This is a genomic window from Pseudomonas sp. B10(2017) (assembly GCF_002113295.1).
GTDB classification, from domain to species: Bacteria; Pseudomonadota; Gammaproteobacteria; order Pseudomonadales; family Pseudomonadaceae; genus Aquipseudomonas; species Aquipseudomonas pudica.
The window spans coordinates 46,249-70,947 of sequence record NZ_NEJU01000003.1 but is presented as its reverse complement, the minus strand read 5'-3'; the positions used below and the strand labels follow the sequence as shown (position 1 = coordinate 70,947).

The 24,699-nt window shown below is 60.8% G+C and carries 23 protein-coding genes and 2 tRNA genes; 21 read left to right on the top strand and 4 right to left on the bottom strand.

Annotated features, from left to right (window positions below; all coding sequences use genetic code 11):
* The first annotated feature begins 13 nt into the window (after positions 1-13).
* Positions 14-781: an FCD domain-containing protein gene (locus tag CAF92_RS05075; RefSeq protein WP_085599589.1), complete on the top strand. Its 768-nt coding sequence runs from the start codon at positions 14-16 to the stop codon at positions 779-781.
* 135 nt (positions 782-916) lie between these two features.
* On the opposite strand, the gene smpB is transcribed toward CAF92_RS05075, so the two are convergent.
* Complete coding sequence (smpB, locus tag CAF92_RS05070; protein WP_085599587.1) at positions 917-1,399, bottom strand: SsrA-binding protein SmpB; 483 nt, start codon at positions 1,397-1,399, stop codon at positions 917-919.
* Positions 1,400-1,561: 162 nt separating this feature from the next.
* Here smpB and CAF92_RS05065 point away from each other — a divergent pair, with 162 nt between their 5' ends.
* A complete protein-coding gene (locus CAF92_RS05065; RefSeq protein ID WP_046613141.1) occupies positions 1,562-1,996 on the top strand; it encodes a type II toxin-antitoxin system RatA family toxin in 435 nt (144 codons plus the stop codon).
* A 61-nt stretch (positions 1,997-2,057) separates the two neighbouring features.
* Here CAF92_RS05065 and CAF92_RS05060 read toward each other — a convergent pair whose 3' ends face one another.
* Positions 2,058-2,591, bottom strand: a complete 534-nt coding sequence (locus tag CAF92_RS05060; protein ID WP_085599585.1) for an outer membrane protein assembly factor BamE — start codon at positions 2,589-2,591, stop codon at positions 2,058-2,060.
* A 97-nt stretch (positions 2,592-2,688) separates the two neighbouring features.
* Here CAF92_RS05060 and fur point away from each other — a divergent pair, with 97 nt between their 5' ends.
* On the top strand, positions 2,689-3,093 hold the full coding sequence (gene fur, locus CAF92_RS05055; RefSeq protein WP_012274258.1) for a ferric iron uptake transcriptional regulator: 405 nt from the start codon (positions 2,689-2,691) through the stop codon (positions 3,091-3,093).
* A gap of 175 nt (positions 3,094-3,268) precedes the next feature.
* Here the strand turns inward: fur and recN are convergent, their stop codons facing one another.
* Positions 3,269-4,942, bottom strand: a complete 1,674-nt coding sequence (gene recN, locus CAF92_RS05050) for a DNA repair protein RecN (RefSeq protein ID WP_085599584.1) — start codon at positions 4,940-4,942, stop codon at positions 3,269-3,271.
* A gap of 192 nt (positions 4,943-5,134) precedes the next feature.
* On the opposite strand from recN, the gene grpE reads away from it, so the two are divergent.
* The 8 genes from grpE to CAF92_RS05010 all read left to right on the top strand — a co-directional run bounded on the left by grpE (position 5,135) and on the right by CAF92_RS05010 (position 15,550).
* Positions 5,135-5,692 (top strand): nucleotide exchange factor GrpE, encoded by a 558-nt coding sequence (gene grpE, locus CAF92_RS05045; RefSeq protein WP_025340709.1) that lies wholly within the window; start codon positions 5,135-5,137, stop codon positions 5,690-5,692.
* 101 nt (positions 5,693-5,793) lie between these two features.
* The gene (gene dnaK / locus CAF92_RS05040; RefSeq protein ID WP_085599582.1) at positions 5,794-7,719 is read left to right on the top strand and encodes a molecular chaperone DnaK; all 1,926 of its coding nucleotides are present in this window, start codon (positions 5,794-5,796) and stop codon (positions 7,717-7,719) included.
* A 197-nt stretch (positions 7,720-7,916) separates the two neighbouring features.
* Positions 7,917-9,041: a molecular chaperone DnaJ gene (gene dnaJ / locus CAF92_RS05035; RefSeq protein ID WP_025340707.1), complete on the top strand. Its 1,125-nt coding sequence runs from the start codon at positions 7,917-7,919 to the stop codon at positions 9,039-9,041.
* Positions 9,042-9,054: 13 nt separating this feature from the next.
* Positions 9,055-9,861, top strand: a complete 807-nt coding sequence (gene dapB, locus CAF92_RS05030) for a 4-hydroxy-tetrahydrodipicolinate reductase (protein ID WP_046613137.1) — start codon at positions 9,055-9,057, stop codon at positions 9,859-9,861.
* Between the two features lie 328 nt (positions 9,862-10,189).
* Positions 10,190-11,326: a glutamine-hydrolyzing carbamoyl-phosphate synthase small subunit gene (gene carA, locus CAF92_RS05025; protein ID WP_025340706.1), complete on the top strand. Its 1,137-nt coding sequence runs from the start codon at positions 10,190-10,192 to the stop codon at positions 11,324-11,326.
* Positions 11,327-11,431: 105 nt separating this feature from the next.
* Positions 11,432-14,653 carry a carbamoyl-phosphate synthase large subunit gene (carB, locus tag CAF92_RS05020; protein ID WP_013974293.1) on the top strand — a complete coding sequence of 1,074 codons (3,222 nt, stop codon included), beginning with the start codon at positions 11,432-11,434 and terminating at the stop codon, positions 14,651-14,653.
* Positions 14,650-15,132 (top strand): transcription elongation factor GreA, encoded by a 483-nt coding sequence (gene greA, locus CAF92_RS05015; protein WP_046613135.1) that lies wholly within the window; start codon positions 14,650-14,652, stop codon positions 15,130-15,132. Before carB ends, greA begins: the two co-directional genes overlap by 4 nt.
* Positions 15,110-15,550: a hypothetical protein gene (locus CAF92_RS05010; RefSeq protein WP_049798463.1), complete on the top strand. Its 441-nt coding sequence runs from the start codon at positions 15,110-15,112 to the stop codon at positions 15,548-15,550. The genes greA and CAF92_RS05010 overlap by 23 nt, the downstream gene beginning before the upstream one ends.
* Before the next feature lie 141 nt (positions 15,551-15,691).
* On the opposite strand, the gene yhbY is transcribed toward CAF92_RS05010, so the two are convergent.
* Complete coding sequence (gene yhbY / locus CAF92_RS05005) at positions 15,692-16,000, bottom strand: ribosome assembly RNA-binding protein YhbY (RefSeq protein ID WP_003249945.1); 309 nt, start codon at positions 15,998-16,000, stop codon at positions 15,692-15,694.
* Between the two features lie 102 nt (positions 16,001-16,102).
* Between yhbY and rlmE the strand changes: the two genes are divergently transcribed.
* The 10 genes from rlmE to nusA all read left to right on the top strand — a co-directional run bounded on the left by rlmE (position 16,103) and on the right by nusA (position 24,692).
* Positions 16,103-16,729, top strand: a complete 627-nt coding sequence (rlmE, locus tag CAF92_RS05000; RefSeq protein WP_046613134.1) for a 23S rRNA (uridine(2552)-2'-O)-methyltransferase RlmE — start codon at positions 16,103-16,105, stop codon at positions 16,727-16,729.
* A 203-nt stretch (positions 16,730-16,932) separates the two neighbouring features.
* Positions 16,933-18,837, top strand: a complete 1,905-nt coding sequence (gene ftsH / locus CAF92_RS04995) for an ATP-dependent zinc metalloprotease FtsH (protein ID WP_015271861.1) — start codon at positions 16,933-16,935, stop codon at positions 18,835-18,837.
* Between the two features lie 8 nt (positions 18,838-18,845).
* Entirely contained in the window at positions 18,846-19,697 is an 852-nt protein-coding gene (gene folP, locus CAF92_RS04990; protein ID WP_046613133.1) for a dihydropteroate synthase, read from the top strand.
* Between the two features lie 16 nt (positions 19,698-19,713).
* Complete coding sequence (gene glmM / locus CAF92_RS04985) at positions 19,714-21,054, top strand: phosphoglucosamine mutase (RefSeq protein WP_046613132.1); 1,341 nt, start codon at positions 19,714-19,716, stop codon at positions 21,052-21,054.
* Between the two features lie 65 nt (positions 21,055-21,119).
* Positions 21,120-21,875, top strand: coding sequence for a triose-phosphate isomerase (gene tpiA / locus CAF92_RS04980; protein ID WP_046613131.1), 756 nt, complete (start codon positions 21,120-21,122; stop codon positions 21,873-21,875).
* A 4-nt stretch (positions 21,876-21,879) separates the two neighbouring features.
* On the top strand, positions 21,880-22,278 hold the full coding sequence (gene secG, locus CAF92_RS04975) for a preprotein translocase subunit SecG (protein ID WP_046613130.1): 399 nt from the start codon (positions 21,880-21,882) through the stop codon (positions 22,276-22,278).
* A gap of 21 nt (positions 22,279-22,299) precedes the next feature.
* Positions 22,300-22,385: transfer RNA gene (locus CAF92_RS04970), tRNA-Leu, on the top strand.
* Positions 22,386-22,485: 100 nt separating this feature from the next.
* Positions 22,486-22,562 (top strand) — tRNA-Met (locus tag CAF92_RS04965).
* A gap of 130 nt (positions 22,563-22,692) precedes the next feature.
* Positions 22,693-23,151 (top strand): ribosome maturation factor RimP, encoded by a 459-nt coding sequence (rimP, locus tag CAF92_RS04960; protein ID WP_003249960.1) that lies wholly within the window; start codon positions 22,693-22,695, stop codon positions 23,149-23,151.
* 59 nt (positions 23,152-23,210) lie between these two features.
* Positions 23,211-24,692 carry a transcription termination factor NusA gene (gene nusA, locus CAF92_RS04955; protein WP_003258062.1) on the top strand — a complete coding sequence of 494 codons (1,482 nt, stop codon included), beginning with the start codon at positions 23,211-23,213 and terminating at the stop codon, positions 24,690-24,692.
* Positions 24,693-24,699 lie beyond the last annotated feature (7 nt).

The following is a 24,699-nucleotide window of genomic DNA, read 5'->3' as shown; positions in this document are numbered from 1 at the left end:
TGGAGAGCATGTGATGGTTTTTGATCAGGTCCGCCAACGGCGCCTGTCCGACGACATTGTCGATCGGTTGGAAGGGATGATTCTGGAAGGCACGCTGACCTCGGGGCAGCGGTTGCCGGCCGAGCGTGTCCTTGCCGAGCAGTTTGGTGTGTCCCGCCCGTCACTGCGTGAGGCGATCCAGAAGCTGGTGGCCAAGGGGCTGCTGGTCAGCCGCCAGGGTGGGGGCAATTTTGTCGCCGAGTCTCTGGGGTCCACTTTCAGCGACCCATTGCTGCAGCTGCTCGAGCACAGTGCCGATGCGCAGCGTGACCTGCTCGAATTTCGCCATACCCTTGAAGCGTCCTGTGCCTACTACGCGGCCCGGCGGGCCACCGATCCGGACCGGACGCGGCTCAAGGCAGCCTTCGACGAGCTGCAGGACTGCTATGCGAGGGCCGATGAGGTGACTCGCGCAGAGGAGGGCGCTGCCGATGCGCGCTTCCATCTTGCGATTGCCGAAGCCAGCCATAACGCCGTGCTGCTGCACACCATTCGGGGCTTGTTCGACCTGCTCAAGCGCAATGTAGTGACCAACATCGGTGGCATGTACCAGCAACGCACCGAGACCCGGGACATGCTTATCAGCCAGCACCGGGAGCTGTACCTGGCGATAGTCGAGGGCAGGGCGGAGGATGCGCGGGAGGTGTCCAGCCGGCACATTCTGTATGTGCAGGAGGTGCTGGAAGAGGCGCATGAAGAAGCACAGCGAGTGGCGCGGGCGGAGCGGCGTAGCGGGCGTTGAGATTTGTACTGGCAGTGCTGGCCTCTTCGCGGGTAAACCCGCTCCCACAGAGACTGCACCGAATCTGAACTCAGTGTTAATCCAGTGGAAGCGGGTTTACCCGCGAAGAGGCCGGAACAGGCTAAAGAAGAGGTATTACTCTTCCTTGCCCTTGTTCCGCACAGCCCGCTGCAGCTCGCGGTTGGAATCGCGCTCGCGCATGGTGTCGCGCTTGTCGAATTCCTTCTTGCCCTTGCCCAGTGCGATTTCGCACTTGATCAGGTGCTTGCTCCAGTACAGCGCCAGGGCCACGCAGGTGTAGCCCTTTTGCGCCACGGCCGCTTCCAGTCGCTCGAGCTCGCGCTTGTTCAGCAGCAGCTTGCGAGTACGGATGGGGTCGGCGACGACGTGGGTGCTGGCCGTGATCAGCGGGGTGATGTGGCTGCCGAACAGCCAGGCTTCACCGTCCTTCAGCAGCACGTAGCTGTCAGTCAGGTGCGCCTTGCCGGCTCGCAGGCTTTTTACTTCCCAGCCGGACAGGACCAGCCCGGCCTCGAACTTGTGTTCGATGAAGTAATCGTGTCGCGCCTTCTTGTTTTGCGCGATGGTCCCGGTCGGATGTTTCTTTTGTTTAGCCATAGGGGCGGCATTATAGGCAGTCGCCGCGTCGTCGGCTATGGGATTTCGGTGTGCTTGAGCCACTGCAATGAATACCGGACAATACAGCCCCTGTCTTTGCGGCAGAACCTGTTTTCGGCGCGCTGCGAAGCGCCGCCACCCAGCCTTGGAAGTGACGCCTGGATGACTACCCATATTCAACGCTCCGCCCTGCTGCCATACCCTGCCCAGGCGCTTTACGATCTGGTCAACGATGTGGCCAGCTATCCGCAGTTCCTGCCTTGGTGCTCGGCCTCGACGGTGATCGAAGCCAGCGACACGCACATGCGCGCCAAGCTCGAAGTGGCCAAGGGCGGCATGAGCCAGCACTTCGTCACCCGCAATGTACTGGTGCCGGGGCAGTCCATCGAGATGAACCTGGAAGAAGGGCCGTTCACCCAGCTGCATGGCCTGTGGGTGTTCAAGCCGTTGGGTGACAAGGCCTGCAAGATCAGCCTGGATCTGTCGTTCGATTATGCCGGCCCGCTGGTGCGCGCGACCCTGGGTCCGCTGTTCAACCAGGCGGCCAATACGCTGGTGGATGCGTTTTGCCAGCGTGCCAAGCAGTTGAATGCCTGACTGAAAAAGCGGCAACAAAAAGCCCGGACCAGGTCCGGGCTTTTTTGTTTCTGCTCGCCGCTTATTGAGGCGAGGTTTCCAACGGAGCTGGAGTCGGGACCGGGGTGGTCTCGATGGTGTCGATCTCGCGCTGGATGGATTCTTCCACCGAGCCTGGCTTGGCCGGTTTTTCTTCAGGCTGCACGGTTGGCTGCTCTGCCTGGTTGGCCGGGCTGACCGTGGTGTCACTGCTGCCGCCAAGGATTTCCTGGTCGCGGCTGACGCCTGGCATGAAGTCGCCAGAAAGGCTGACCAGCTGATCGCTTTCGTTGAAGAACACGCTCATGCGTTCTTGCTGGCGTTTGCCGCCGCCTGGCTGCAGGCTGTACAGGTAATCCCAACGGTTGGTGTTGAAGGTGTCCTGGATCAGCGGGTTACCCATGATAAACCTTACTTGCCGGCGGGTCATTCCGGGGCGCAATTGGTCTATCATGTCTTGCGTAACGACATTGCCCTGCTGGATGTCGATTTTGTAAACCCCGGGAAACGAGCAACCGGCGAGTGCGAGCAGTCCCACTAGGGTGAGGCTGGTTAGCAAGAGCTTGGTGTTTTGCATCGGTGGGCGACTTCCACTATCTTGGCTGGACAACGTAAACCCCGATCATACCCGTATTAAGAGAAGCTGCGAAGCAGCATCGGCGAGAAAGCTGACCATGGTTGAAAATAGCGAATTGCGCAAAGCCGGTCTCAAGGTGACCCTGCCTCGAGTCAAGATCCTTCAGATGCTCGACTCCACCGAGCAGCGTCACATGAGCGCCGAGGATGTCTACAAGGCGCTGATGGAGGCTGGCGAGGACGTGGGCCTGGCCACCGTCTACCGCGTACTGACCCAATTCGAAGCGGCGGGTCTGGTGGTTCGCCACAACTTCGACGGCGGTCATGCGGTGTTCGAACTGGCCGATGGCGGTCACCACGACCATATGGTCAACGTGGATACCAGTGAAGTCATCGAGTTCATGGATGCCGAGATCGAGAAACGCCAGCGCGAAATCGTGGCCGAGCATGGCTATGAGCTGGTAGACCACAATCTGGTCCTGTACGTGCGTAAAAAGAAGTAACGATTTCTTATCGTTATGAATGGCAAAGGTGACCTTCGGGTCGCCTTTGTGCTTTCTGAGGCTGAGAGCTGGGTCGTTTGTGCAGGCCTCTTCGCGGGTAAACCCGCTCCCACAGGTACTGCGGAATATCCTGTGGGAGCGGGTTTACCCGCGAAGAGGCCTGGAAAAGAAGGGTTCAGGCCTTGCCGCTCACCACCATCTTGCGCGCATGCGCCAGGGATTCCTTGGTCAGGTCTATGCCGCCCAGCATCCGCGCCACTTCCTCGACCCGCTCGCGTTTGCCCAGGTTGGCCACGGCGGTATGGGTGGTGTCGCTGTTGCGCACCTTGTGCACGAACAGGTGGTGATGCCCTTGTGCCGCCACCTGCGGCAGGTGAGTAACGGTTAGCACCTGGCCGCGTTCGCCCAGGCGGCGCAGCAGTTGGCCGACGATTTCGGCAGTAGGCCCGCCGATACCGACGTCGACTTCGTCGAACACCAGGGTGGGAATGCGTGAGGTCTGCGCGGTAATCACCTGAATGGCGAGGCTGATGCGGGACAGTTCGCCACCTGAAGCCACCTTGGCCAGGCCTTTGAGCGGTTGGCCGGGGTTGGCGCTTACGAGTAGTTCGATCTGCTCCAGGCCATGAGGCGAAAGGTCTGCTCCCTCATTGGGTGTAAGTGCGATGCAGAAGCGCCCGCCGGGCATGCCCAGGCGCTGGATTTCCTGCTCGACGGCCACTGCCAGCTGCTGGGCAGCCTGCTGGCGCAGTGCACTGAGCTCGCGAGCCTTCTCTTTATAGTGCTGGGCGAAAGCGGCCAGCTCTTCACCCAGCCGCTCGATCGACTCGTCACTGGCGTTCAGGCCTTCCAGCTCTTCCATCAACTGCTGTTGCAGGTGGGGTAGTTCGGTGGGGTGCACGCGGTGTTTGCGCGCCAGCGTATAGATAGTGTCGAGGCGTTCTTCCAGTGCCTGCAGGCGCATGGGGTCGGCGTCGAAGTTGTCGAGGAAGCGGTTGAGCTCGCCCACGGCCTCCTCGACCTGGATCTGCGCGCTGGCGATCAGGTTGGCCGCTTCGCTCAGTGCCTTCGGCGAGTTGGTAGCGGCACCCAGGCGGTTGAGGCAGGAGGTGAGGGCGCTGAGCACATTGCCCGAATCGCTTTCACTGCACTGGTCGATGACCTGTCGGCAAATGCCGAACAGGGCTTCGGCGCTGGTCAGGTTCTTGTGTTCCTGCTCCAGCTGCTCCAGCTCGTGTTCGCCCAGGCCGAGGTTGTCCAGCTCTTCCAGTTGGTAGCTCAACAGCTGATGGCGGGCGCGCTGCTCATCGCCGGAGTTGGACAGGCGCTCCAGCTCCAGACGGGTCTGGTTCCAGCGCTTGGCCGCCAGCTGTACCTGGCGGGCCAGGTCGACGGCACCGGCGTACTCGTCGAGCAGGCGGCGGTGCGTGTCGGTCTTCAGTAGCGACTGGTGCTCGTGCTGGCTGTGGATATCGATCAGTAGCTCGCCCAGTGCCTTGAGGTCGCCGAGTGGGCAGGGTGTGCCATTGATGTAGCCGCGGCTGCGGCCTTCGGCGGTGATCACCCGGCGCAGGATGCACAGGCCGTCGTTGTCCAGGTCGCGCTCAGCCAGCCAGGCATGTGCCTCGGGGATGTCCACCAGGTCGAAGGTGGCGAGTATGTCTGCCTTGTCCGTGCCGGGGCGAACCACGCCGCTGTCAGCCCGGTCGCCCAGCGCCAGGCCGAGGGCGTCGAGCATGATCGACTTGCCGGCACCGGTCTCGCCGGTGATGACGGACATGCCGCGGGCGATTTCGAGATCGAGGTGCTCGACGATGGCGTAGTTGTGAATGGACAGGTGCACCAGCATGGGGCGGCTCCCGAAAGGTCAGGTCTGTTTATTTATACAGTACTTTTTTCAGGCCTGCCAATGCCCCTTGGCAGATTCTGTTGCAGCCGGGAAAACCACCTTGCCCCTTGAAGCTGGTTTTTCCGGCCCCATATAGCCGTCATCCAAGGCGAGCCTGGCTCGCAGTCCACAAAATTGCGCAGGAGAGACCCCATGGCTGACGAACAGCTGAACGAGAAAGACCTAAACGTCGAAGAGACCGGTGCAGGTAATGCTGCCGACGCCCGCGTCCTGGAACTCGAGGAGCAGCTGGCCGCCGCCAAGGACCAGGCGCTGCGCGCCGTTGCCGACGTGCAGAACGCTCGCCGTCGTGCCGAACAGGATGTCGAGAAAGCCCACAAGTTTGCCCTCGAGAAGTTCTCGGGCGACCTGCTGCCTGTGATCGACAGCCTGGAGCTGGCCCTGGCGCACTCCAGTGCCGACGACGAGCACGTCAAGCAGATCCGTGAAGGTGTCGAGCTGACCCTGAAGATGTTCCAGGACACCCTCAAGCGTTACAACCTTGAAGCGGTCGACCCTCACGGCCAGCCGTTCAATCCAGAGCATCACCAGGCCATGGCCATGCAGGAAAACGCCGAAGTCGAGCCGAACAGCGTGCTGAACGTGTTCCAGAAGGGCTATCTGCTCAACGGCCGCCTGCTGCGACCTGCCATGGTGGTGGTCAGCAAGGCGCCGAGCGCCGCGCAGCCCTCGATCGATGAAAAGGCTTGAAATCCTTCCGGGCATCCCCATCTAGGTGTCAAGCCTTCAAGTATTACCGCAGTTGGCCAAAGTAGTCGCTGCTACCAAATTCAAGTTTCGGGAGAGTTAACATGGGTAAAATCATCGGTATCGACCTGGGGACCACCAACTCGTGCGTCTCTGTTCTGGAAAACGGTAACGTCAAGGTCATCGAAAACGCCGAAGGTGCGCGTACCACCCCTTCGATCGTGGCCTACGCCAATGATGGCGAAATCCTGGTGGGTCAGTCGGCCAAGCGTCAGGCGGTCACCAACCCGCACAACACTCTGTTCGCAGTGAAGCGCCTGATTGGCCGCCGCTTCGAAGAAGATGTGGTGCAGAAAGACATCAAGCTGGTGCCTTACAAGATCGTCAAGGCCAGCAACGGCGACGCCTGGGTTCAGGCCAGCGGCAAGGACATGGCTCCGCCGCAGATCAGCGCCGAAGTCCTGAAGAAAATGAAGAAAACCGCCGAAGACTACCTCGGCGAGGCCGTTACCGAAGCGGTCATCACCGTTCCGGCCTACTTCAACGACAGCCAGCGTCAGGCCACCAAGGATGCCGGTCGCATCGCTGGCCTGGACGTAAAGCGCATCATCAACGAGCCGACTGCCGCTGCACTGGCTTACGGCATGGACAAGGCCAAGGGCGACCACACCGTCATCGTTTATGACCTGGGTGGCGGTACCTTCGACGTTTCGGTCATCGAAATCGCCGAAGTCGACGGTGAGCACCAGTTCGAAGTACTGGCTACCAACGGCGACACCTTCCTTGGTGGCGAAGACTTCGACATGCGCCTGATCGACTACCTCGTGGACGAGTTCAAGAAAGAGTCCGGCATGGACCTGAAGAACGATCCCCTGGCACTGCAGCGTCTGAAAGAAGCCGCTGAAAAGGCCAAGATCGAACTGTCCTCCGCTCAGTCGACCGACGTAAACCTGCCGTACATCACTGCAGACGCTACCGGTCCGAAGCACCTGAACGTGAAGATTTCCCGCGCCAAGCTGGAATCGCTGGTCGAAGACCTGGTTACCCGTACCATCGAGCCTTGCCGCATCGCTCTGAAAGACGCCGGCATCGACGCCAGCAAGATCGACGACGTGATCCTGGTCGGTGGCCAGACCCGTATGCCGCTGGTACAGAAAGCCGTTGCCGATTTCTTCGGCAAGGAAGCGCGCAAGGACGTCAACCCGGACGAAGCCGTGGCAATGGGTGCTGCCATCCAGGGCGCCGTGCTGGCCGGTGACGTGAAAGACGTGCTGCTGCTGGACGTCAGCCCGCTGACCTTGGGTATCGAAACCATGGGCGGCGTGATGACTTCGCTGATCGAGAAGAACACCACCATCCCGACCAAGAAGTCGCAGGTGTTCTCGACTGCCGACGACAACCAGGGCGCCGTGACCATTCACGTGCTGCAAGGTGAGCGTAAGCAGGCTGCACAGAACAAGTCGCTGGGCAAGTTCGACCTGGCTGACATTCCGCCGGCTCCGCGTGGCGTGCCGCAGATCGAGGTAACCTTCGACATCGACGCCAACGGCATCCTGCACGTCAGCGCCAAAGACAAGGCCACCGGCAAGTCGCAGTCGATCGTGATCAAGGCCAACTCCGGCCTGTCGGACGAAGAAATCGAACGCATGGTGCGTGACGCCGAGGCCAATGCCGAGGAAGACCGCAAGTTCGAAGAGCTGGCCGCTGCCCGTAACCAGGGTGACGCGCTGGTTCACTCGACCCGCAAGATGGTCGCTGACGCTGGTGACAAGGTTACCGCCGAAGAGAAAGCCGCTATCGAGGCTGCCGTTGTTGCCTTGGAAGCCGCTGTCAAAGGCGACGACAAGGCTGCCATCGACGCCAAGGTCGAAGAGCTGTCCAAGGTTTCGGCACCGGTTGCCCAGAAGATGTACGCCGAGCAGTCGGCCGAACAGCCTCAGGGTGGCGCGCAGCAAGCCGAGCCGGAAGCCAAGCACGATGACGTGGTTGACGCTGAGTTCGAAGAAGTGAAAGACAACAACAAGCAGTAATCCCTGCAAGTTGTCGGCCGGTTCACCGCCGTTTGGCGGTGAGCTGGTAGGATGTCGCCGCGCGGGGGCTTGCTCCCGCGTTGGCGTATCTGGAATTCGAGAATTTTTACAGCATCTGTCAGTGGCCCTGGTGGGTATAAGGCAGGTGCTGATGGCGCGGCGTAGATGCCAGACGCCCAACAAGGTGCAAATGACCTATGTCCAAGCGTGATTATTATGAGGTACTGGGTGTCGAGCGCGGCGCCAGTGAAGCTGACCTCAAGAAGGCTTATCGCCGCCTGGCGATGAAGTACCACCCGGACCGCAACCCAGGCGACAAGGAGTCGGAAGACAAGTTCAAGGAGGCCAACGAGGCCTACGAAGTGTTGTCTGACGCCAGCAAGCGTGCGGCTTTCGACCAATACGGCCATGCAGGTGTGGACCCGAGCATGGGTGGCGGTGGCGCAGGTTTCGGTGGTGCCAACTTCTCCGACATCTTCGGCGATGTGTTCAGCGACTTCTTCGGTGGTGGGCGCGGCGGCTCGCGCGGCGGCGCCCAGCGCGGCAGCGACCTGCGCTACACACTGGAACTTAACCTGGAAGAGGCGGTGCGTGGCACCACGGTCAGCATCCGCGTGCCCACCCTGGTCAACTGCCAGCCGTGCGACGGCTCCGGTGCCAAGAAGGGCTCCACCCCGTCCACCTGCCCGACTTGTGGCGGTATCGGCCAGGTGCGCATGCAGCAGGGCTTCTTCTCGGTACAGCAGACCTGCCCGCGCTGCCATGGCCAGGGCAAGATCATTACCGATCCCTGCACCTCGTGCCACGGCGAAGGCCGTGTCGAGGAATACAAGACGCTGTCGGTCAAGGTGCCGGCAGGTGTCGATACCGGCGACCGCATCCGCCTGTCGGGCGAGGGCGAGGCTGGTACCCATGGTGGCCCGACTGGCGACCTGTATGTGGTGATCAACGTGCGTGAGCACGAGATCTTCCAGCGTGACGGCAAGCACCTGTACTGCGAAGTACCGATCAGCTACACCGATGCCGCCCTGGGTGGCGAGCTGGAAGTGCCGACCTTGGATGGTCGGGTGAAGCTGAAGATCCCGGAAGGCACCCAGACCGGCAAGCAGTTCCGTCTGCGCGGCAAGGGGGTTGCCCCGGTGCGCGGTGGTGGTGCGGGTGACCTGCTGTGCCGCGTTGCGGTGGAAACTCCGGTCAACCTCAGTCGCCGCCAGCGCGAATTGCTCGAAGAGCTGCGTGATTCGCTGGAAGGTGATAGCTCCCACTCGCCCAAGGCCAGTGGCTGGTTCGATGGCGTGAAGCGCTTCTTCGGCGATCTCTGACAAGGAAATGGCTATGCGACGTATTGCAGTGATGGGCGCGGCAGGGCGGATGGGCAAGACCCTCGTCGAAGCCGTGCAGCAGCAGGCACCCCAGGCAGGCCTGACGGCGGCGATTGACCGCCCGGACAGCTCGCTGGTGGGTGCTGATGCTGGTGAACTGGCGGCCCTGGGCCGTATTGGTGTGCCGATTTCCGACGACCTGGGCAAGGTGGTCGATGAGTTTGACGTGCTGATCGACTTCACCCACCCTTCGGTAACCCTGAAGAACCTGGCGTTCTGCCGCAAGGCGGGCAAGGCCATGGTCATCGGTACTACGGGCTTCACTCCGGAAGAGAAGCAGCAGTTGGCCGAAGCCGGCAAGGAAATCCCGATCGTCTTCGCCGCCAACTTCAGTGTCGGTGTCAACCTGTGCCTGAAGCTGCTGGATACCGCAGCGCGCGTGCTGGGTGACGATGTGGATATCGAAATCCTCGAAGCGCACCATCGGCACAAGGTCGATGCGCCGTCGGGCACCGCGCTGCGCATGGGGGAAGTGGTTGCCCAGGCGCTGGGTCGCAACTTGCAGGAAGTGGCCGTGTATGGACGTGAAGGGCAGACCGGCGCACGTGAGCGTCAGACCATTGGCTTCGCCACCGTACGTGCCGGTGATGTGGTGGGTGACCATACCGTGCTGTTCGCCGCCGAAGGCGAGCGCGTCGAGATTACCCACAAGGCTTCCAGTCGCATGACCTTCGCCAAGGGTGCCGTGCGAGCGGCGCTGTGGCTGGACGGGCGTGAGCCTGGCCTGTACGACATGCAGGATGTGCTCGAGCTGCGTTAAGCAGTTGGAGTGGTGTTGGCTTCTTCGCGGGCTTGCCAGCTCCCACTGGGATAGCGCCATGCCTGAGGGCAGCGCTGTACCTGTGGGAGCGGGTTTACCCGCGAAGAAAGCCGGCGCCGATGTTAGCCTGTCGCATTGATGTGTTTTAGAGGCACATCCGCGGTAGACCGAAAACGCACTTTTCTGTAAGCTACAGCTTTAGTGTGTCCACTAAAAGCGCGCAGCGAATTGAATTCAGCACATGAAAGCGGGGTGACGTGTCCATACGTCACTCCGCTTTTTTGCAACCTGCGATCGCCCTTTCATGCTTGATTTACGGGAGGTCTTCTTGACAAAGCCAGCCATACTCGCCCTTGCCGACGGCAGTATTTTCCGCGGTGAAGCTATCGGTGCCGACGGTCAGACCGTTGGTGAGGTGGTATTCAACACCGCTATGACCGGCTACCAGGAAATCCTTACAGACCCTTCCTATGCGCAGCAAATCGTTACCCTGACCTACCCGCACATCGGCAACACCGGTACTACTCCGGAAGACGCCGAGTCGAACCGCGTCTGGTCCGCCGGCCTGGTCATTCGTGACCTGCCGCTGCTGGCCAGCAACTGGCGTAACACCCAGTCGCTGCCTGAGTACCTCAAGGCCAACAACGTCGTCGCCATCGCCGGCATCGACACCCGTCGCCTGACCCGAATCCTGCGTGAAAAGGGCGCTCAGAACGGTTGCATCCTCGCCGGTGACAATATCAGCGAAGAAGCCGCCATCGCCGCCGCCCGCGCCTTCCCGGGCCTGAAGGGCATGGACCTGGCCAAGGTCGTTTCCACCAAGGAACGCTACGAGTGGCGCTCCAGCGTGTGGGAACTGAAGACCGACAGTCACCCGACCATCGAAGCCGCTGACCTGCCGTACCACGTCGTCGCCTTCGACTACGGCGTCAAGCTGAACATCCTGCGCATGCTGGTTGCCCGTGGCTGCCGCGTGACCGTGGTGCCGGCCCAGACCCCGGCCAGCGAAGTGCTGGCACTCAACCCGGATGGCGTGTTCCTGTCCAACGGCCCTGGTGACCCCGAGCCGTGCGACTACGCTATCCAGGCGATCAAGGACATCCTCGAGACCGAGATCCCGGTATTCGGCATCTGCCTGGGCCACCAGCTGCTGGCCCTGGCCTCTGGCGCCAAGACCGTGAAAATGGGCCACGGCCACCACGGTGCCAACCACCCGGTCCAGGACCTGGACACTGGCGTGGTCATGATCACCAGCCAGAACCACGGCTTTGCCGTTGACGAAGCCACCCTGCCGGGCAACGTCCGCGCCATCCACAAGTCGCTGTTCGACGGCACCCTGCAGGGTATCGAGCGTACCGACAAGAGCGCGTTCAGCTTCCAGGGCCACCCTGAAGCGAGCCCAGGCCCGACCGACGTCGCGCCACTGTTCGATCGTTTCATCGATGCCATGGCCAAGCGCCGCTGAGCATCCTGCTTCAAGGCCCCGGGCCGGCTTGCGCCGCGCCCGGAAGCGCCTGACCCAGATTGTTCAAGGCGGCTTGCCGACTGACCCCGGATTTGAGTGACAACCATGCCAAAACGTACAGACATCAAAAGCATCCTGATTCTCGGCGCTGGCCCGATCGTGATCGGCCAGGCCTGCGAATTCGACTACTCCGGCGCCCAGGCCTGTAAAGCCCTGCGCGAGGAAGGTTTCCGCGTCATCCTGGTGAACTCCAACCCGGCCACCATCATGACCGACCCGGCCATGGCCGACGCCACCTACATCGAGCCGATCAAATGGCAGTCGGTGGCCAAGATCATCGAGAAAGAGCGCCCGGACGCACTGCTGCCGACCATGGGTGGCCAGACTGCACTGAACTGCGCCCTGGACCTGGAGCGCCACGGCGTTCTGGAAAAGTTCGGCGTGGAAATGATCGGTGCCAACGCCGACACCATCGACAAGGCCGAAGACCGCTCGCGCTTCGACAAGGCAATGAAGGACATCGGCCTGGAGTGCCCGCGCTCCGGTATCGCCCACAGCATGGAAGAAGCCAACGCCGTCCTCGAGCGCCTGGGCTTCCCGTGCATCATCCGTCCGTCGTTCACCATGGGCGGCACCGGTGGTGGTATCGCCTACAACCGTGAAGAGTTCGAAGAAATCTGCGCCCGTGGCCTGGACCTGTCGCCGACCAAGGAACTGCTGATCGACGAATCGCTGATCGGCTGGAAGGAATACGAGATGGAGGTGGTCCGCGACAAGAAGGACAACTGCATCATCGTCTGCTCGATCGAGAACTTCGACCCGATGGGCGTGCACACCGGTGACTCGATCACCGTTGCCCCGGCACAGACCCTGACCGACAAGGAATACCAGATCATGCGCAACGCCTCGCTGGCGGTGCTGCGTGAAATCGGTGTGGAAACCGGCGGTTCCAACGTGCAGTTCGGTATCTGCCCGAACACTGGCCGCATGGTCGTGATCGAGATGAACCCGCGCGTTTCGCGCTCCTCGGCGCTGGCCTCCAAGGCCACCGGTTTCCCGATCGCCAAGATCGCTGCCAAGCTGGCTGTCGGCTACACCCTCGACGAACTGCAGAACGACATCACCGGCGGCCGCACCCCGGCGTCCTTCGAACCGTCGATCGACTATGTCGTCACCAAGCTGCCGCGTTTCGCCTTCGAAAAATTCCCGAAAGCCGACGCCCGCCTGACCACCCAGATGAAATCCGTGGGTGAAGTCATGGCCATCGGCCGTACCTTCCAGGAGTCCCTGCAGAAAGCCCTTCGCGGCCTGGAAGTCGGCGCCTGCGGCCTCGACCCGAAAGTCGACCTGGCCAACCCTGAAGCCAGCAGCATTCTCAAGCGCGAGCTGACCGTGCCGGGCGCCGAGCGTATCTGGTACGTGGCCGACGCCATGCGTGCCGGCATGACCTGCGAGCAGATCTTCGACCTGACCGGCATCGACATGTGGTTCCTGGTGCAGATGGAAGACCTGATCAAGGAAGAAGAAAAGGTCAAGACCCTGGCCCTGTCGTCGATCGACAAGGACTACATGCTGCGCCTCAAGCGCAAGGGCTTCTCCGACCAGCGTCTGGCCAAGCTGCTGGGTATCACCGACAAGAACCTGCGCCGTCACCGCCACAAGCTGGAAGTGTTCCCGGTGTACAAGCGCGTCGACACCTGCGCTGCCGAGTTCGCCACCGACACCGCCTACCTGTACTCCACCTACGAGGAAGAGTGCGAGGCCAACCCGTCGACCCGCGACAAGATCATGATCCTGGGTGGCGGCCCTAACCGTATCGGTCAGGGTATCGAGTTCGACTACTGCTGCGTACACGCCGCACTGGCGCTGCGTGAAGACGGTTACGAGACCATCATGGTCAACTGCAACCCGGAAACCGTTTCCACCGACTACGACACCTCCGACCGCCTGTACTTCGAGCCGCTGACCTTGGAAGACGTGCTGGAAGTGTGCCGCGTCGAGAAGCCGAAAGGCGTGATCGTCCACTACGGCGGCCAGACCCCGCTGAAACTGGCGCGCGCCCTGGAAGAAGCCGGCGTACCGATCATCGGTACTAGCCCGGACGCCATCGACCGCGCCGAAGACCGCGAGCGTTTCCAGCAGATGGTTCAGCGACTGAGCCTGCTGCAGCCGCCAAACGCCACCGTGCGTAGCGAAGAAGAAGCCATTAGCGCTGCTGGCGGCATCGGCTACCCGCTGGTAGTGCGCCCGTCCTACGTACTGGGCGGCCGTGCCATGGAAATCGTCTACGAGCTGGACGAGCTCAAGCGCTACCTGCGTGAAGCCGTGCAGGTGTCCAACGACAGCCCGGTACTGCTCGACCACTTCCTCAACTGCGCCATCGAGATGGATGTGGATGCGGTATGCGACGGCACCGACGTGGTGATCGGCGCGATCATGCAGCACATCGAGCAGGCCGGTGTTCACTCCGGTGACTCGGCGTGCTCGCTGCCACCTTACTCGCTGAGCAAGGAAGTGCAGGATGAAGTTCGCGTACAGGTCAAGAAAATGGCCCTGGAGCTGGGCGTGGTCGGCCTGATGAACGTGCAGCTGGCCCTGCAGGGCGACAAGATCTACGTGATCGAAGTCAACCCGCGCGCTTCGCGTACCGTGCCGTTCGTCTCCAAGTGCATCGGCACTTCCCTGGCGATGATCGCGGCTCGCGTCATGGCCGGCAAAACCCTCAAAGAGCTGGGCTTCACCCAGGAAATCATCCCGAACTTCTACAGCGTCAAGGAAGCCGTCTTCCCGTTCGCCAAGTTCCCAGGGGTTGACCCGATCCTCGGCCCTGAGATGAAATCGACCGGTGAAGTCATGGGTGTTGGTGACAGCTTCGGTGAAGCCTTTGCCAAGGCCCAGATGGGTGCCAGCGAAGTGCTGCCGACCGGCGGTACCGCCTTCATCAGCGTGCGTGACGACGACAAGCCGCAAGTGGCTGGCGTTGCTCGCGACCTGATCGCCCTGGGCTTCGAAGTGGTTGCAACTGCCGGCACTGCCAAGGTTATCGAAGCGGCTGGCTTGAAAGTGCGCCGTGTGAACAAGGTGACCGAAGGTCGCCCGCACGTGGTCGACATGATCAAGAACGACGAAGTGTCGCTGATCATCAACACCACCGAAGGCCGCCAGTCGATCGCCGATTCCTACTCGATTCGTCGCAATGCACTGCAGCACAAGATTTACTGCACTACTACCATTGCGGCCGGTGAAGCCATCTGCGAGGCGCTGAAATTTGGTCCGGAAAAGACCGTTCGCCGCCTGCAGGATCTGCATGCAGGACTGAAAGCATGAGCATTACCAAGTACCCGATGACTGTTCAGGGCGCTCGCGCCCTGGAAGAGGAGCTGCTCTTCCTGAGCAAGACCGAGCGCCCGCGCTTGAGCCAGGCCATTGGTGAAGCGCGCGAACTGGGCGACCTGAAGGAAAATGCCGAGTACCACGCCGCTCGTGAAGAGCAGGGCATGGTCGAGGCGCGTATCCGCGATATCGAAGGTCGCTTGCAGAACTCGGTGGTGATCGATGTGACCACCATTGCTCACACCGGCAAGGTGATTTTTGGCACCACTGTGGTGCTGGCCAACACCGAAACCGATGATGAAGTGACCTACCAGATCGTTGGCGAAGATGAAGCCGATGTGAAGAAAGGCAAGCTTTCGAACAGCGCCCCGATTGCCCGCGCCATCATTGGCAAAGAAGAAGGGGATACCGTTGTCGTCAAGACGCCTAACGGTACGGTCGAGTACGAGATTGTCGAAGTCAAGCACATCTGACCGGCGCCTGCGGGCGCCATCCCTCGAGGGAATCCTCTGGCAGCTGGCCCAGGTTTTCTGGGTTGGTGGCCTGTGGGTGTTTCACGTGGGGCTGGTGCCCGCGCTCAAGGTCAGTGGCCTGGCGCCGCTGCTGGTGCAGGATATCGCCGGGCAGATCGACCGCTGGTTGATCGGTGTGGCGCTGCTTGGCTTGTTGACCCAGCTGGCGGTGCTGGCAAGGGTGGACGGCCTGTCGGCCTGGTGGCAGCAGTTCCGTGGCCAGATGCTGTTGCTCGGCTTCGGTGCCTGTGTGGGGTATTACACCTTGCGCTACGGTATTTCCGTTGGCGAGCGCTGGCAGCTGCTCTGTTTCCTGGTGCTGGGCTTTTCCGGCATCGTGCTGGTGGCCCAGCCGGTTCCGGTCAAGGTGCGCCGCTAAGCGGCTCGAGATCGCTGGGGTCGCTTCGCGGCCCATCGCCGGCAAGCCGGCTCCCACACCGACTGCATCGATTTCAGGCCGTGCGCCGTACCTGTGGGAGCTGGCTTGCCGGCGATGGGCTGCGCAGCAGCCCCTTTGCCGTTACTTGTAACGGTGGATATTGGACAGCTGCTTGTTCGGCTGTGGGTTCTTGCGGTAGATCAGGGCTTTCTTGCCGATGGTCTGCACCAGCTCGGCACGGCCGGCCTTGCACAGCTCGGCAATGGTCTCGGCACGCTCTTCGCGGTCTTCCGAGCGAATTTCGACCTTGATCAGCTCATGGTCGACCAAGGCGCGCTCCAGTTCGGCGATGACACCTTCATTCAAACCATTGCCAGCAACAATCAGGACCGGTTTCAGGTCATGACCAATGGACTTGTATTGCTTCTTCTGCTCGTTATTGAGCGGCATAATCTGACCCTTTCCGTCTGATTCTGTAAAATTGACCGGCATTTTACCCGAGGGCCACCGGCTCCGCCCAGTCAATCACGACGCATATCATCGAGGTGCCCCGTGGTACAACGTTCCAAAAGCAGCGCAAACTGGCTGCGAGAGCATTTCAACGATCCTTTTGTGAAGCAGGCACAAAAGGATGGCTACCGCTCGCGTGCGAGCTACAAACTGCTGGAGATCCAGGAAAAGGACCGGCTGATCCGCCCAGGCATGAGCGTGATCGACCTAGGCGCGGCTCCGGGTGGGTGGTCGCAAGTGACCAGTCGTCTGATTGGTGGCCAGGGTCGCCTGATCGCGTCCGACATCCTGGAGATGGACTCGATCCCCGATGTGACCTTCATCCAAGGTGATTTCACCGATGATGAAGTGTTGCAGCGCATTCTCGAGGCTGTCGGCGATTCGCACGTAGACCTTGTGATTTCCGACATGGCCCCCAATATGAGTGGTACGCCTGCGGTTGACATGCCGCGTGCCATGTTCCTTTGCGAGCTGGCCCTCGATCTGGCAACCCGCGTGCTAAAGCCCGGCGGCGACTTCCTGATCAAGATTTTCCAGGGCGAAGGTTTTGACGTGTACCTCAAGGACGTGCGCAGCAAGTTCGACAAGGTGCAGATGCGCAAGCCGTCGTCGTCGCGTGACCGTTCCCGCGAACAGTACCTGCTGGGCAGGGGCTTCAAGGGGGCATGAAAGGCGTGAAGCGTGGTGGCCGATAGTTATTTCCAATCGGCCGCTGCGTCAGGATCGTCCGAACTTCGTGTAGTCTAGCTTTCACAAAGGGTTACAGACGGTGCCTGCGGCTGCGTAGGTAATGTAGTAAGTTAGGGCGATGAATATCATGCGAGGAACGGCTGCGTCGTGCGCCGGCCTCAGAGGGTAGCGAATTGAACGACATGGCAAAGAATCTGATCCTGTGGTTGATCATCGCAGCTGTCCTGGTGACAGTGATGAACAACTTCTCCAGCCCTAACGAGCCGCAGACCCTCAACTATTCCGACTTCATCCAGCAGGTCAAGGATGGCAAGGTCGAGCGTGTGACCGTCGACGGTTACATCATTACCGGCAAGCGCGCCGACGGCGACAACTTCAAGACCGTGCGCCCGGCCATTACCGACAATGGCCTGATCGGCGACCTGGTCGACAACCACGTCATCATCGAAGGCAAGCAGCCTGAGCAGCAGAGCATCTGGACCCAGTTGCTGGTTGCGAGCTTCCCGATCCTGGTGATCATCGCCGTGTTCATGTTCTTCATGCGCCAGATGCAGGGCGGTGCGGGCGGCAAAGGCGGGCCGATGAGCTTTGGCAAGAGCAAGGCACGCCTGCTGTCCGAAGACCAGGTCAAGACCACCCTGGCCGACGTTGCAGGTTGCGACGAAGCCAAGGAAGAGGTCGGCGAGCTGGTCGAGTTCCTGCGCGACCCGGGCAAGTTCCAGCGCCTGGGCGGCCGTATCCCGCGTGGCGTGTTGATGGTCGGCCCGCCCGGTACCGGTAAGACCTTGCTTGCCAAGGCCATCGCCGGCGAGGCGAAGGTGCCGTTCTTCACCATTTCCGGTTCGGACTTCGTGGAAATGTTCGTCGGTGTCGGTGCCAGCCGTGTGCGCGACATGTTCGAGCAGGCCAAGAAGCACGCCCCGTGCATCATCTTCATCGACGAGATCGACGCCGTTGGTCGCCACCGTGGCGCCGGCATGGGTGGCGGTCACGACGAGCGTGAGCAAACCCTCAACCAGTTGCTGGTGGAGATGGACGGCTTCGAGATGAACGATGGCATCATCGTCATCGCCGCTACCAACCGCCCGGACGTGCTCGACCCGGCTCTGCTGCGCCCCGGCCGCTTCGACCGCCAGGTGGTGGTCGGCCTGCCGGACATTCGTGGTCGCGAGCAGATCCTCAAGGTGCATATGCGCAAGGTGCCGGTCGGCGAGAACGTCAACCCGGCCGTCATCGCCCGTGGTACCCCTGGCTTCTCCGGTGCGGACCTGGCCAACCTGGTCAACGAGGCCTCTCTGTTTGCCGCGCGCGCCAACAAGCGCCTGGTCGAAATGAAAGAGTTCGAGCTGGCCAAGGACAAGATCATGATGGGCGCCGAGCGCAAGACCATGGTCATGTCCGAGAAAGAAAAGCAGAACACCGCCTACCATGAGGCTGGCCACGCCATCGTCGGTCGTCTGGTGCCTGAGCACGATCCGGTCTACAAGGTTTCGATCATTCCGCGCGGTCGTGCCCTGGGCGTGACCATGTTCCTGCCGGAAGAAGACCGCTACAGCCTGTCCAAGCGCGCACTGATCAGCCAGATCTGCTCGCTGTATGGCGGCCGTATTGCCGAGGAAATGACTCTGGGCTTCGACGGTGTCACTACCGGCGCCTCCAACGACATCATGCGTGCCAGCCAGATCGCCCGCAACATGGTGACCAAGTGGGGCCTTTCCGAAAAACTCGGCCCGCTGATGTACGCCGAGGAAGAAGGCGAGGTGTTCCTGGGTCGCAGTGCTGCCAGCCAGCACGCCAGCGTTTCCGGCGAAACCGCCAAGCTGATCGACTCGGAAGTGCGCAGCATCATCGACCAGTGCTACGCCACGGCCAAGCAGTTGCTCACCGACAACCGTGACAAGCTCGATGCCATGGCCGAAGCGCTGATGAAGTACGAGACCATCGACGCCGAGCAGATTGACGATATCATGGCCGGCCGTACCCCCCGCGAACCGCGCGACTGGGATGATGACTCGGCTTCGGGCAAGCCTGCTGCCCAGGGTGATCGCCCGGAATCGCCAATTGGCGGTCCAGCGGCTCAACACTAAGGGCATCTATGAGCTCAGTGCAGTACCCGACCCGGTTGCCTTGCGGCAACCGGGTTCTTGATTTGTCGCGTACCCATGTCATGGGTATTCTCAATATCACCCCTGATTCCTTCTCCGATGGCGGGCGCTTCAACCAGCGTGACGAGGCGTTGCGTCATGCCGAGGCGATGGTTGCCGCAGGTGCCACGCTGATCGACATCGGCGGCGAATCCACGCGGCCGGGCGCGCGCGCGGTATCGGTGACCGAGGAGCTGGAGCGGGTAGCCCCCATGGTCGAGGCGATCAACAGTCGCCTCGATGTGGTCATCTCGGTCGATACCTCCACGCCAGCGGTCATGCGTGAATCGGCGCGTCTCGGTGCCGGGCTGATCAACGACGTGCGTGCCCTGGAGCGCGATGGCGCCCTGGACGCTGCAGCGGATACCGGCCTGCCGGTATGCCTCATGCATATGCGCGGCGAGCCAGGCAACATGCAGGACGACCCGCATTACGAAGATGTGACCGCCGACGTTACGCGTTATCTTGAACAGCGAATGGCCGCCTGTGCTGCGGCCGGCATAGATGCAAACAGAATCATCCTTGATCCGGGCTTTGGTTTCGCCAAGACACTGGCGCATAACCTGAGCTTGTTCAAACACATGGAAGCGCTCTATCGCCTGAAGCGCCCGCTGCTGGTGGGTGTTTCACGCAAGAGCATGATCGGCCTGACGCTGGAACGTCCGGTCGGCGAGCGGTTGTACGGCAGCCTTGCGCTGGCGGCGTTGGCCATGACCAAGGGGGCGAGCATCCTTCGTGTCCATGACGTGGCCGAAACCGTTGATGTGGTGCGCATGATCGCTGCGGTGCAAAACGCCGAATAAGAACATTGGAGTCCCTATGAGCAGAAAATACTTTGGTACCGACGGCATTCGTGGTCGCGTCGGCGAATACCCGATCACGCCTGACTTCATGCTGAAGCTTGGCTGGGCCGCCGGCATGGCCTTCCGCAAGCAAGGCCACTGCCGGGTACTGGTTGGCAAGGACACGCGTATTTCCGGCTACATGTTCGAGTCCGCACTCGAAGCCGGCCTGTCCGCGGCAGGTGCCGACGTGATGCTGCTCGGGCCGATGCCTACGCCGGCTATCGCCTACCTGACGCGTACCTTCCATGCCGAAGCCGGCATCGTCATCAGTGCCTCGCACAACCCGCACGACGACAACGGCATCAAGTTCTTCTCGGGCCAGGGGACCAAGTTGCCGGACGAAGTCGAGCTGATGATCGAGGAATTGCTCGACCAGCCTATGACCGTTGTCGAGTCGGGCAAGCTGGGCAAGGTTTCGCGCATCAACGATGCCGCCGGCCGCTACATCGAGTTCTGCAAGAGCAGCGTGCCGAGCAGCACCAGCTTCGACGGCCTCAAGCTGGTGGTCGATTGTGCTCATGGCGCCACCTACAAGGTCGCGCCAAGCGTTTTCCGTGAGCTGGGTGCCGACGTAACCGTGCTGCATGCCCAACCCGACGGCCTGAACATCAACGAAGGCTGTGGCTCGACTCACATCGAGTCGCTGCAGGCTGCCGTGCTGGTCGGTCATGCCGACCTGGGCATCGCTTTCGATGGTGATGGCGACCGCGTGTTGATGGTCGACCACACCGGCGCCATCGTCGATGGTGACGAGCTGCTGTTCATCATCGCTCGCGACCTGCAGGAGCGGGGCAAGCTGCAGGGTGGGGTGGTAGGCACGCTGATGAGCAACCTGGGCCTGGAGCTTGCGCTGAAGGACCTGGATATCCCGTTCGTGCGGGCCAAGGTCGGTGACCGTTACGTCATGGCCGAGCTGCTGGAGCGTGAGTGGCTGGTCGGTGGTGAAAACTCCGGTCACGTCGTGTGCTGCAATCACACCACCACTGGTGACGCGATCATCGCTGCGCTGCAGGTGCTGATGGCACTCAAGCGTCGCGGCGAAACCCTGGCCCAGGCTCGTCAGGCCCTGCGCAAGTGCCCGCAGGTGCTGATCAACGTGCGCTATGGCGCCAGCAAGGTCGACCCCCTGGAGCACCCGGCGGTCAAGGAAGCCAGTGCCAAGGTGACCGAGGCCTTGGCCGGCCGCGGCCGCGTGCTGCTGCGCAAATCCGGTACCGAGCCGTTGGTGCGGGTGATGGTCGAGGGCGAGGACGAAAGCCAGGTGCGTGCGCACGCAGAAGCGTTGGCCAAACTGGTCGACGAAGTTTGTGTCTGAAGGCGCTTGCCAGCGCAGATAGGGTTGGGTACTATCTGCGCCCACTTTGACCGACGAGGTAAAGCATGCGTCGCCCTATGGTAGCTGGTAACTGGAAGATGCACGGTACCCGCGCTAGCGTCGCTGAGCTGACCGAAGGCTTGAGAAATCTGGCCTTGCCGAGCGGAGTGGAAGTCGCTGTGTTTCCACCGGCCTTGTTCATCAATCAAGTGATCGATGGCCTGGCAGGTAAGGAAATTACTGTCGGCGCACAGAATTCTGCAGTACAACCCGAACAGGGTGCGCTGACCGGAGAAGTTGCTCCGGAACAGCTGGTTGAAGCAGGCTGCAAGTTAGTGTTGATTGGTCATTCGGAGCGTCGCCAGATCATTGGCGAAACTGACGAAGTGCTCAATCGAAAGTTTGCAGCGGCCCAAGCCAAAGGTTTGAAGCCAGTGCTTTGCATCGGGGAAACCCTTGAAGAGCGCGAGGCTGGCAAAACGCTCGAAGTTGTCGGGCGTCAACTAAGCAGTATCATCGAGGAATTCGGTGTTAAGGCTTTTGCCAATGCAGTAATTGCCTATGAGCCTGTATGGGCCATTGGCACTGGCCTTACGGCCACGCCACAGCAGGCCCAGGATGTGCACGCAGCCATCCGTGGCCAGTTGGCGGCAGAAGATGCTGAAGTGGCTGCGAAGGTGCAGTTGCTCTACGGCGGCAGCGTGAAGGCGGCCAATGCGGCCGAACTGTTCGGCATGCCGGATATCGATGGGGGGCTCATTGGTGGGGCTTCCCTGAACGCAGACGAATTCGGTGCAATTTGTCGCGCCGCAGGAAACTGAACAAATGCTGGAAACAGTCATCGTTGTTTTTCATCTGTTGGCAGCGCTGTCGCTTGTAGTGCTGGTTCTGTTGCAACAGGGTAAAGGTGCTGAAGCAGGTGCATCTTTCGGCGCGGGTGCTTCAAATACCGTGTTCGGGAGCCAAGGCTCTGCAACGTTCCTGAGTAAATTAACTGCTATACTCGCTGCCACTTTCTTTTTGACAGCACTTGGGTTAGGATACTTCGCGAAGCAACAAGCTCACCAGCTTAGCCAAGCAGGTCTTCCAGATCCAGCAGTGCTAGAAGTGAAAGAGCCGCAGAAACCGGCAGTTAATGATGATGTACCGGTGCTCCAGCAGCAGAAGAGCGAAACCACTCCTAGCACGGGTGATGTACCTCCTCCGGCACAAGAGCAGAAGTAACGGGTTTCAAGTAGTAGTATTGCCGAGGTGGTGGAATTGGTAGACACGCAACCTTGAGGTGGTTGTGCCCATAGGGTGTAGGGGTTCGAGTCCCCTTCTCGGTACCAATTAAAGCTTGAGAGCCCGCTTTAGCGGGCTTTCTTGCAGGTGAAGGTTCGGATTTGACCCTCAAGAGGGTTCGGTCTTATACTTTTGCCCCAGCTTTGTCGCGGGGTGGAGCAGCTTGGTAGCTCGTCGGGCTCATAACCCGAAGGTCGTTGGTTCAAATCCAGCCCCCGCAACCAGCTTCAGCGGAGCCCCTTTTCAGGGGCTTTTTGCTAACCGAACAGTTTTCGGCGTCGTTGTCCAACGGCGCTTTCAGGGATGGGCGCTTCGCCCATTTTTTATTTGCACAGCATGCACGAGGGGGTTCAGGTGTCGAGCAAGCTAGAACAGTTGCAGGCCTTGTTGGCCCCGGTTGTCGAGGGTCTGGGCTATCAATGCTGGGGGATCGAATACGTTTCCCAGGGTAAGCATTCGGTACTGCGCATCTACATCGACAAGGAAGGCGGTATCCTGGTGGACGACTGCGAAGCGGTCAGCCGTCAGGCCAGCGCAATTCTCGATGTGGAAGATCCGATCAGCAGTGAATACACCCTCGAGGTGTCTTCTCCAGGCATGGATCGCCCACTGTTCACTCTGGAACAGTTTGCCTCGCATGCCGGCGAACAAGTGAAGATCAAGCTGCGCTCACCCTTCGAGGGTCGTCGTAACTTCCAGGGCCTTCTCCGCGGTGTGGAGGAGCAGGACGTGGTGGTCCAGGTGGACAATCAAGAGTTCCTGTTGCCGATCGACTCGATCGACAAGGCCAATATTATTCCCAGTTTTGACTGAGACGTGCCGGGCCCGGCGGACTATCCGGGCCCAATGGCTTGCGCAAGGCGAGGCGTACGATGAGCAAAGAAGTACTGCTGGTTGTTGAATCGGTATCCAACGAAAAAGGTGTACCGCCCGGCGTCATTTTCGAAGCGCTGGAAGTGGCACTGGCCACTGCAACCAAAAAACGTTTTGAAGACGAAGTCGACCTGCGTGTGGAAATCAACCGCCACACCGGTAGCTACGAAACCTTCCGTCGCTGGACCGTGGTCGACGAAGCCGATCTTGATGATCCGGCGATCGAGACCTGGTTGAGCAAGATTCACGAAACCCACCCTGAAGCCAAGGTCGGTGACGTGATCGAAGAGAAGATCGAGTCCATCGAGTTCGGTCGTATTGCCGCCCAGACCGCCAAGCAGGTCATCGTGCAGAAGGTCCGTGAGGCCGAGCGTGCCCAGGTGGTCGATGCCTACCGCGAGCGCGTTGGCGAGATCATCTCCGGTACCGTCAAGAAGGTTACCCGCGACAACGTCATCGTTGACCTGGGCAACAACGCCGAGGCCTTGCTGGCCCGCGAAGACATCATTCCGCGCGAGACCTTCCGTGTTGGCGTGCGCCTGCGTGCGCTGCTCAAGGAAATTCGCACCGAGAATCGTGGCCCACAGCTGATCCTGTCGCGCACCGCGCCACAGATGCTGATCGAGCTTTTCCGCATCGAAGTGCCGGAAATTGCCGAGGGCCTCATCGAAGTCATGGCTGCCTCCCGTGATCCGGGTTCGCGAGCCAAGATCGCCGTCCGCTCCAAGGACAAGCGCATCGACCCGCAAGGCGCCTGCATCGGCATGCGTGGTTCGCGCGTCCAGGCCGTATCCGGGGAGTTGGGTGGTGAGCGTGTGGATATCGTCCTGTGGGACGATAACCCGGCGCAGTTCGTCATCAACGCCATGTCGCCGGCTGAAGTCGCGGCGATCATCGTTGATGAAGATGCCCATGCCATGGACATCGCCGTTGCCGAGGACAACCTGGCCCAGGCCATTGGTCGTGGCGGTCAGAACGTTCGCCTGGCCAGTCAGCTGACCGGCTGGACCCTGAACGTGATGACCGAGAAGGACATCCAGGCCAAGCAGCAGGCCGAAACCGGTGACATCCTGCGCAATTTCATCGATGAACTGGAAGTCGACGAGGAGCTGGCCCAAGTGCTGGTCGACGAAGGCTTCACCAGCCTCGAAGAAATTGCCTACGTACCGTTGGAAGAAATGCTCAACATCGATGGCTTTGACGAAGATATCGTCAACGAGCTCCGCGCTCGAGCCAAGGACCGTTTGTTGACCAAGGCCATCGCTACCGAAGAAAAACTGGCAGACGCCCATCCGGCTGACGACCTGCTCTCCCTCGAGGGCATGGACAAAGACCTGGCGGCGGAACTGGCGGTGCGCGGCGTGGTTAACCGCGAAGACCTGGCCGAGCAGTCGATAGACGATCTGCTCGACATCGACGGCATCGACGAAGAGCGTGCCGGCAAGTTGATCATGGCCGCCCGAGCCCACTGGTTCGAGTAATTAGGCG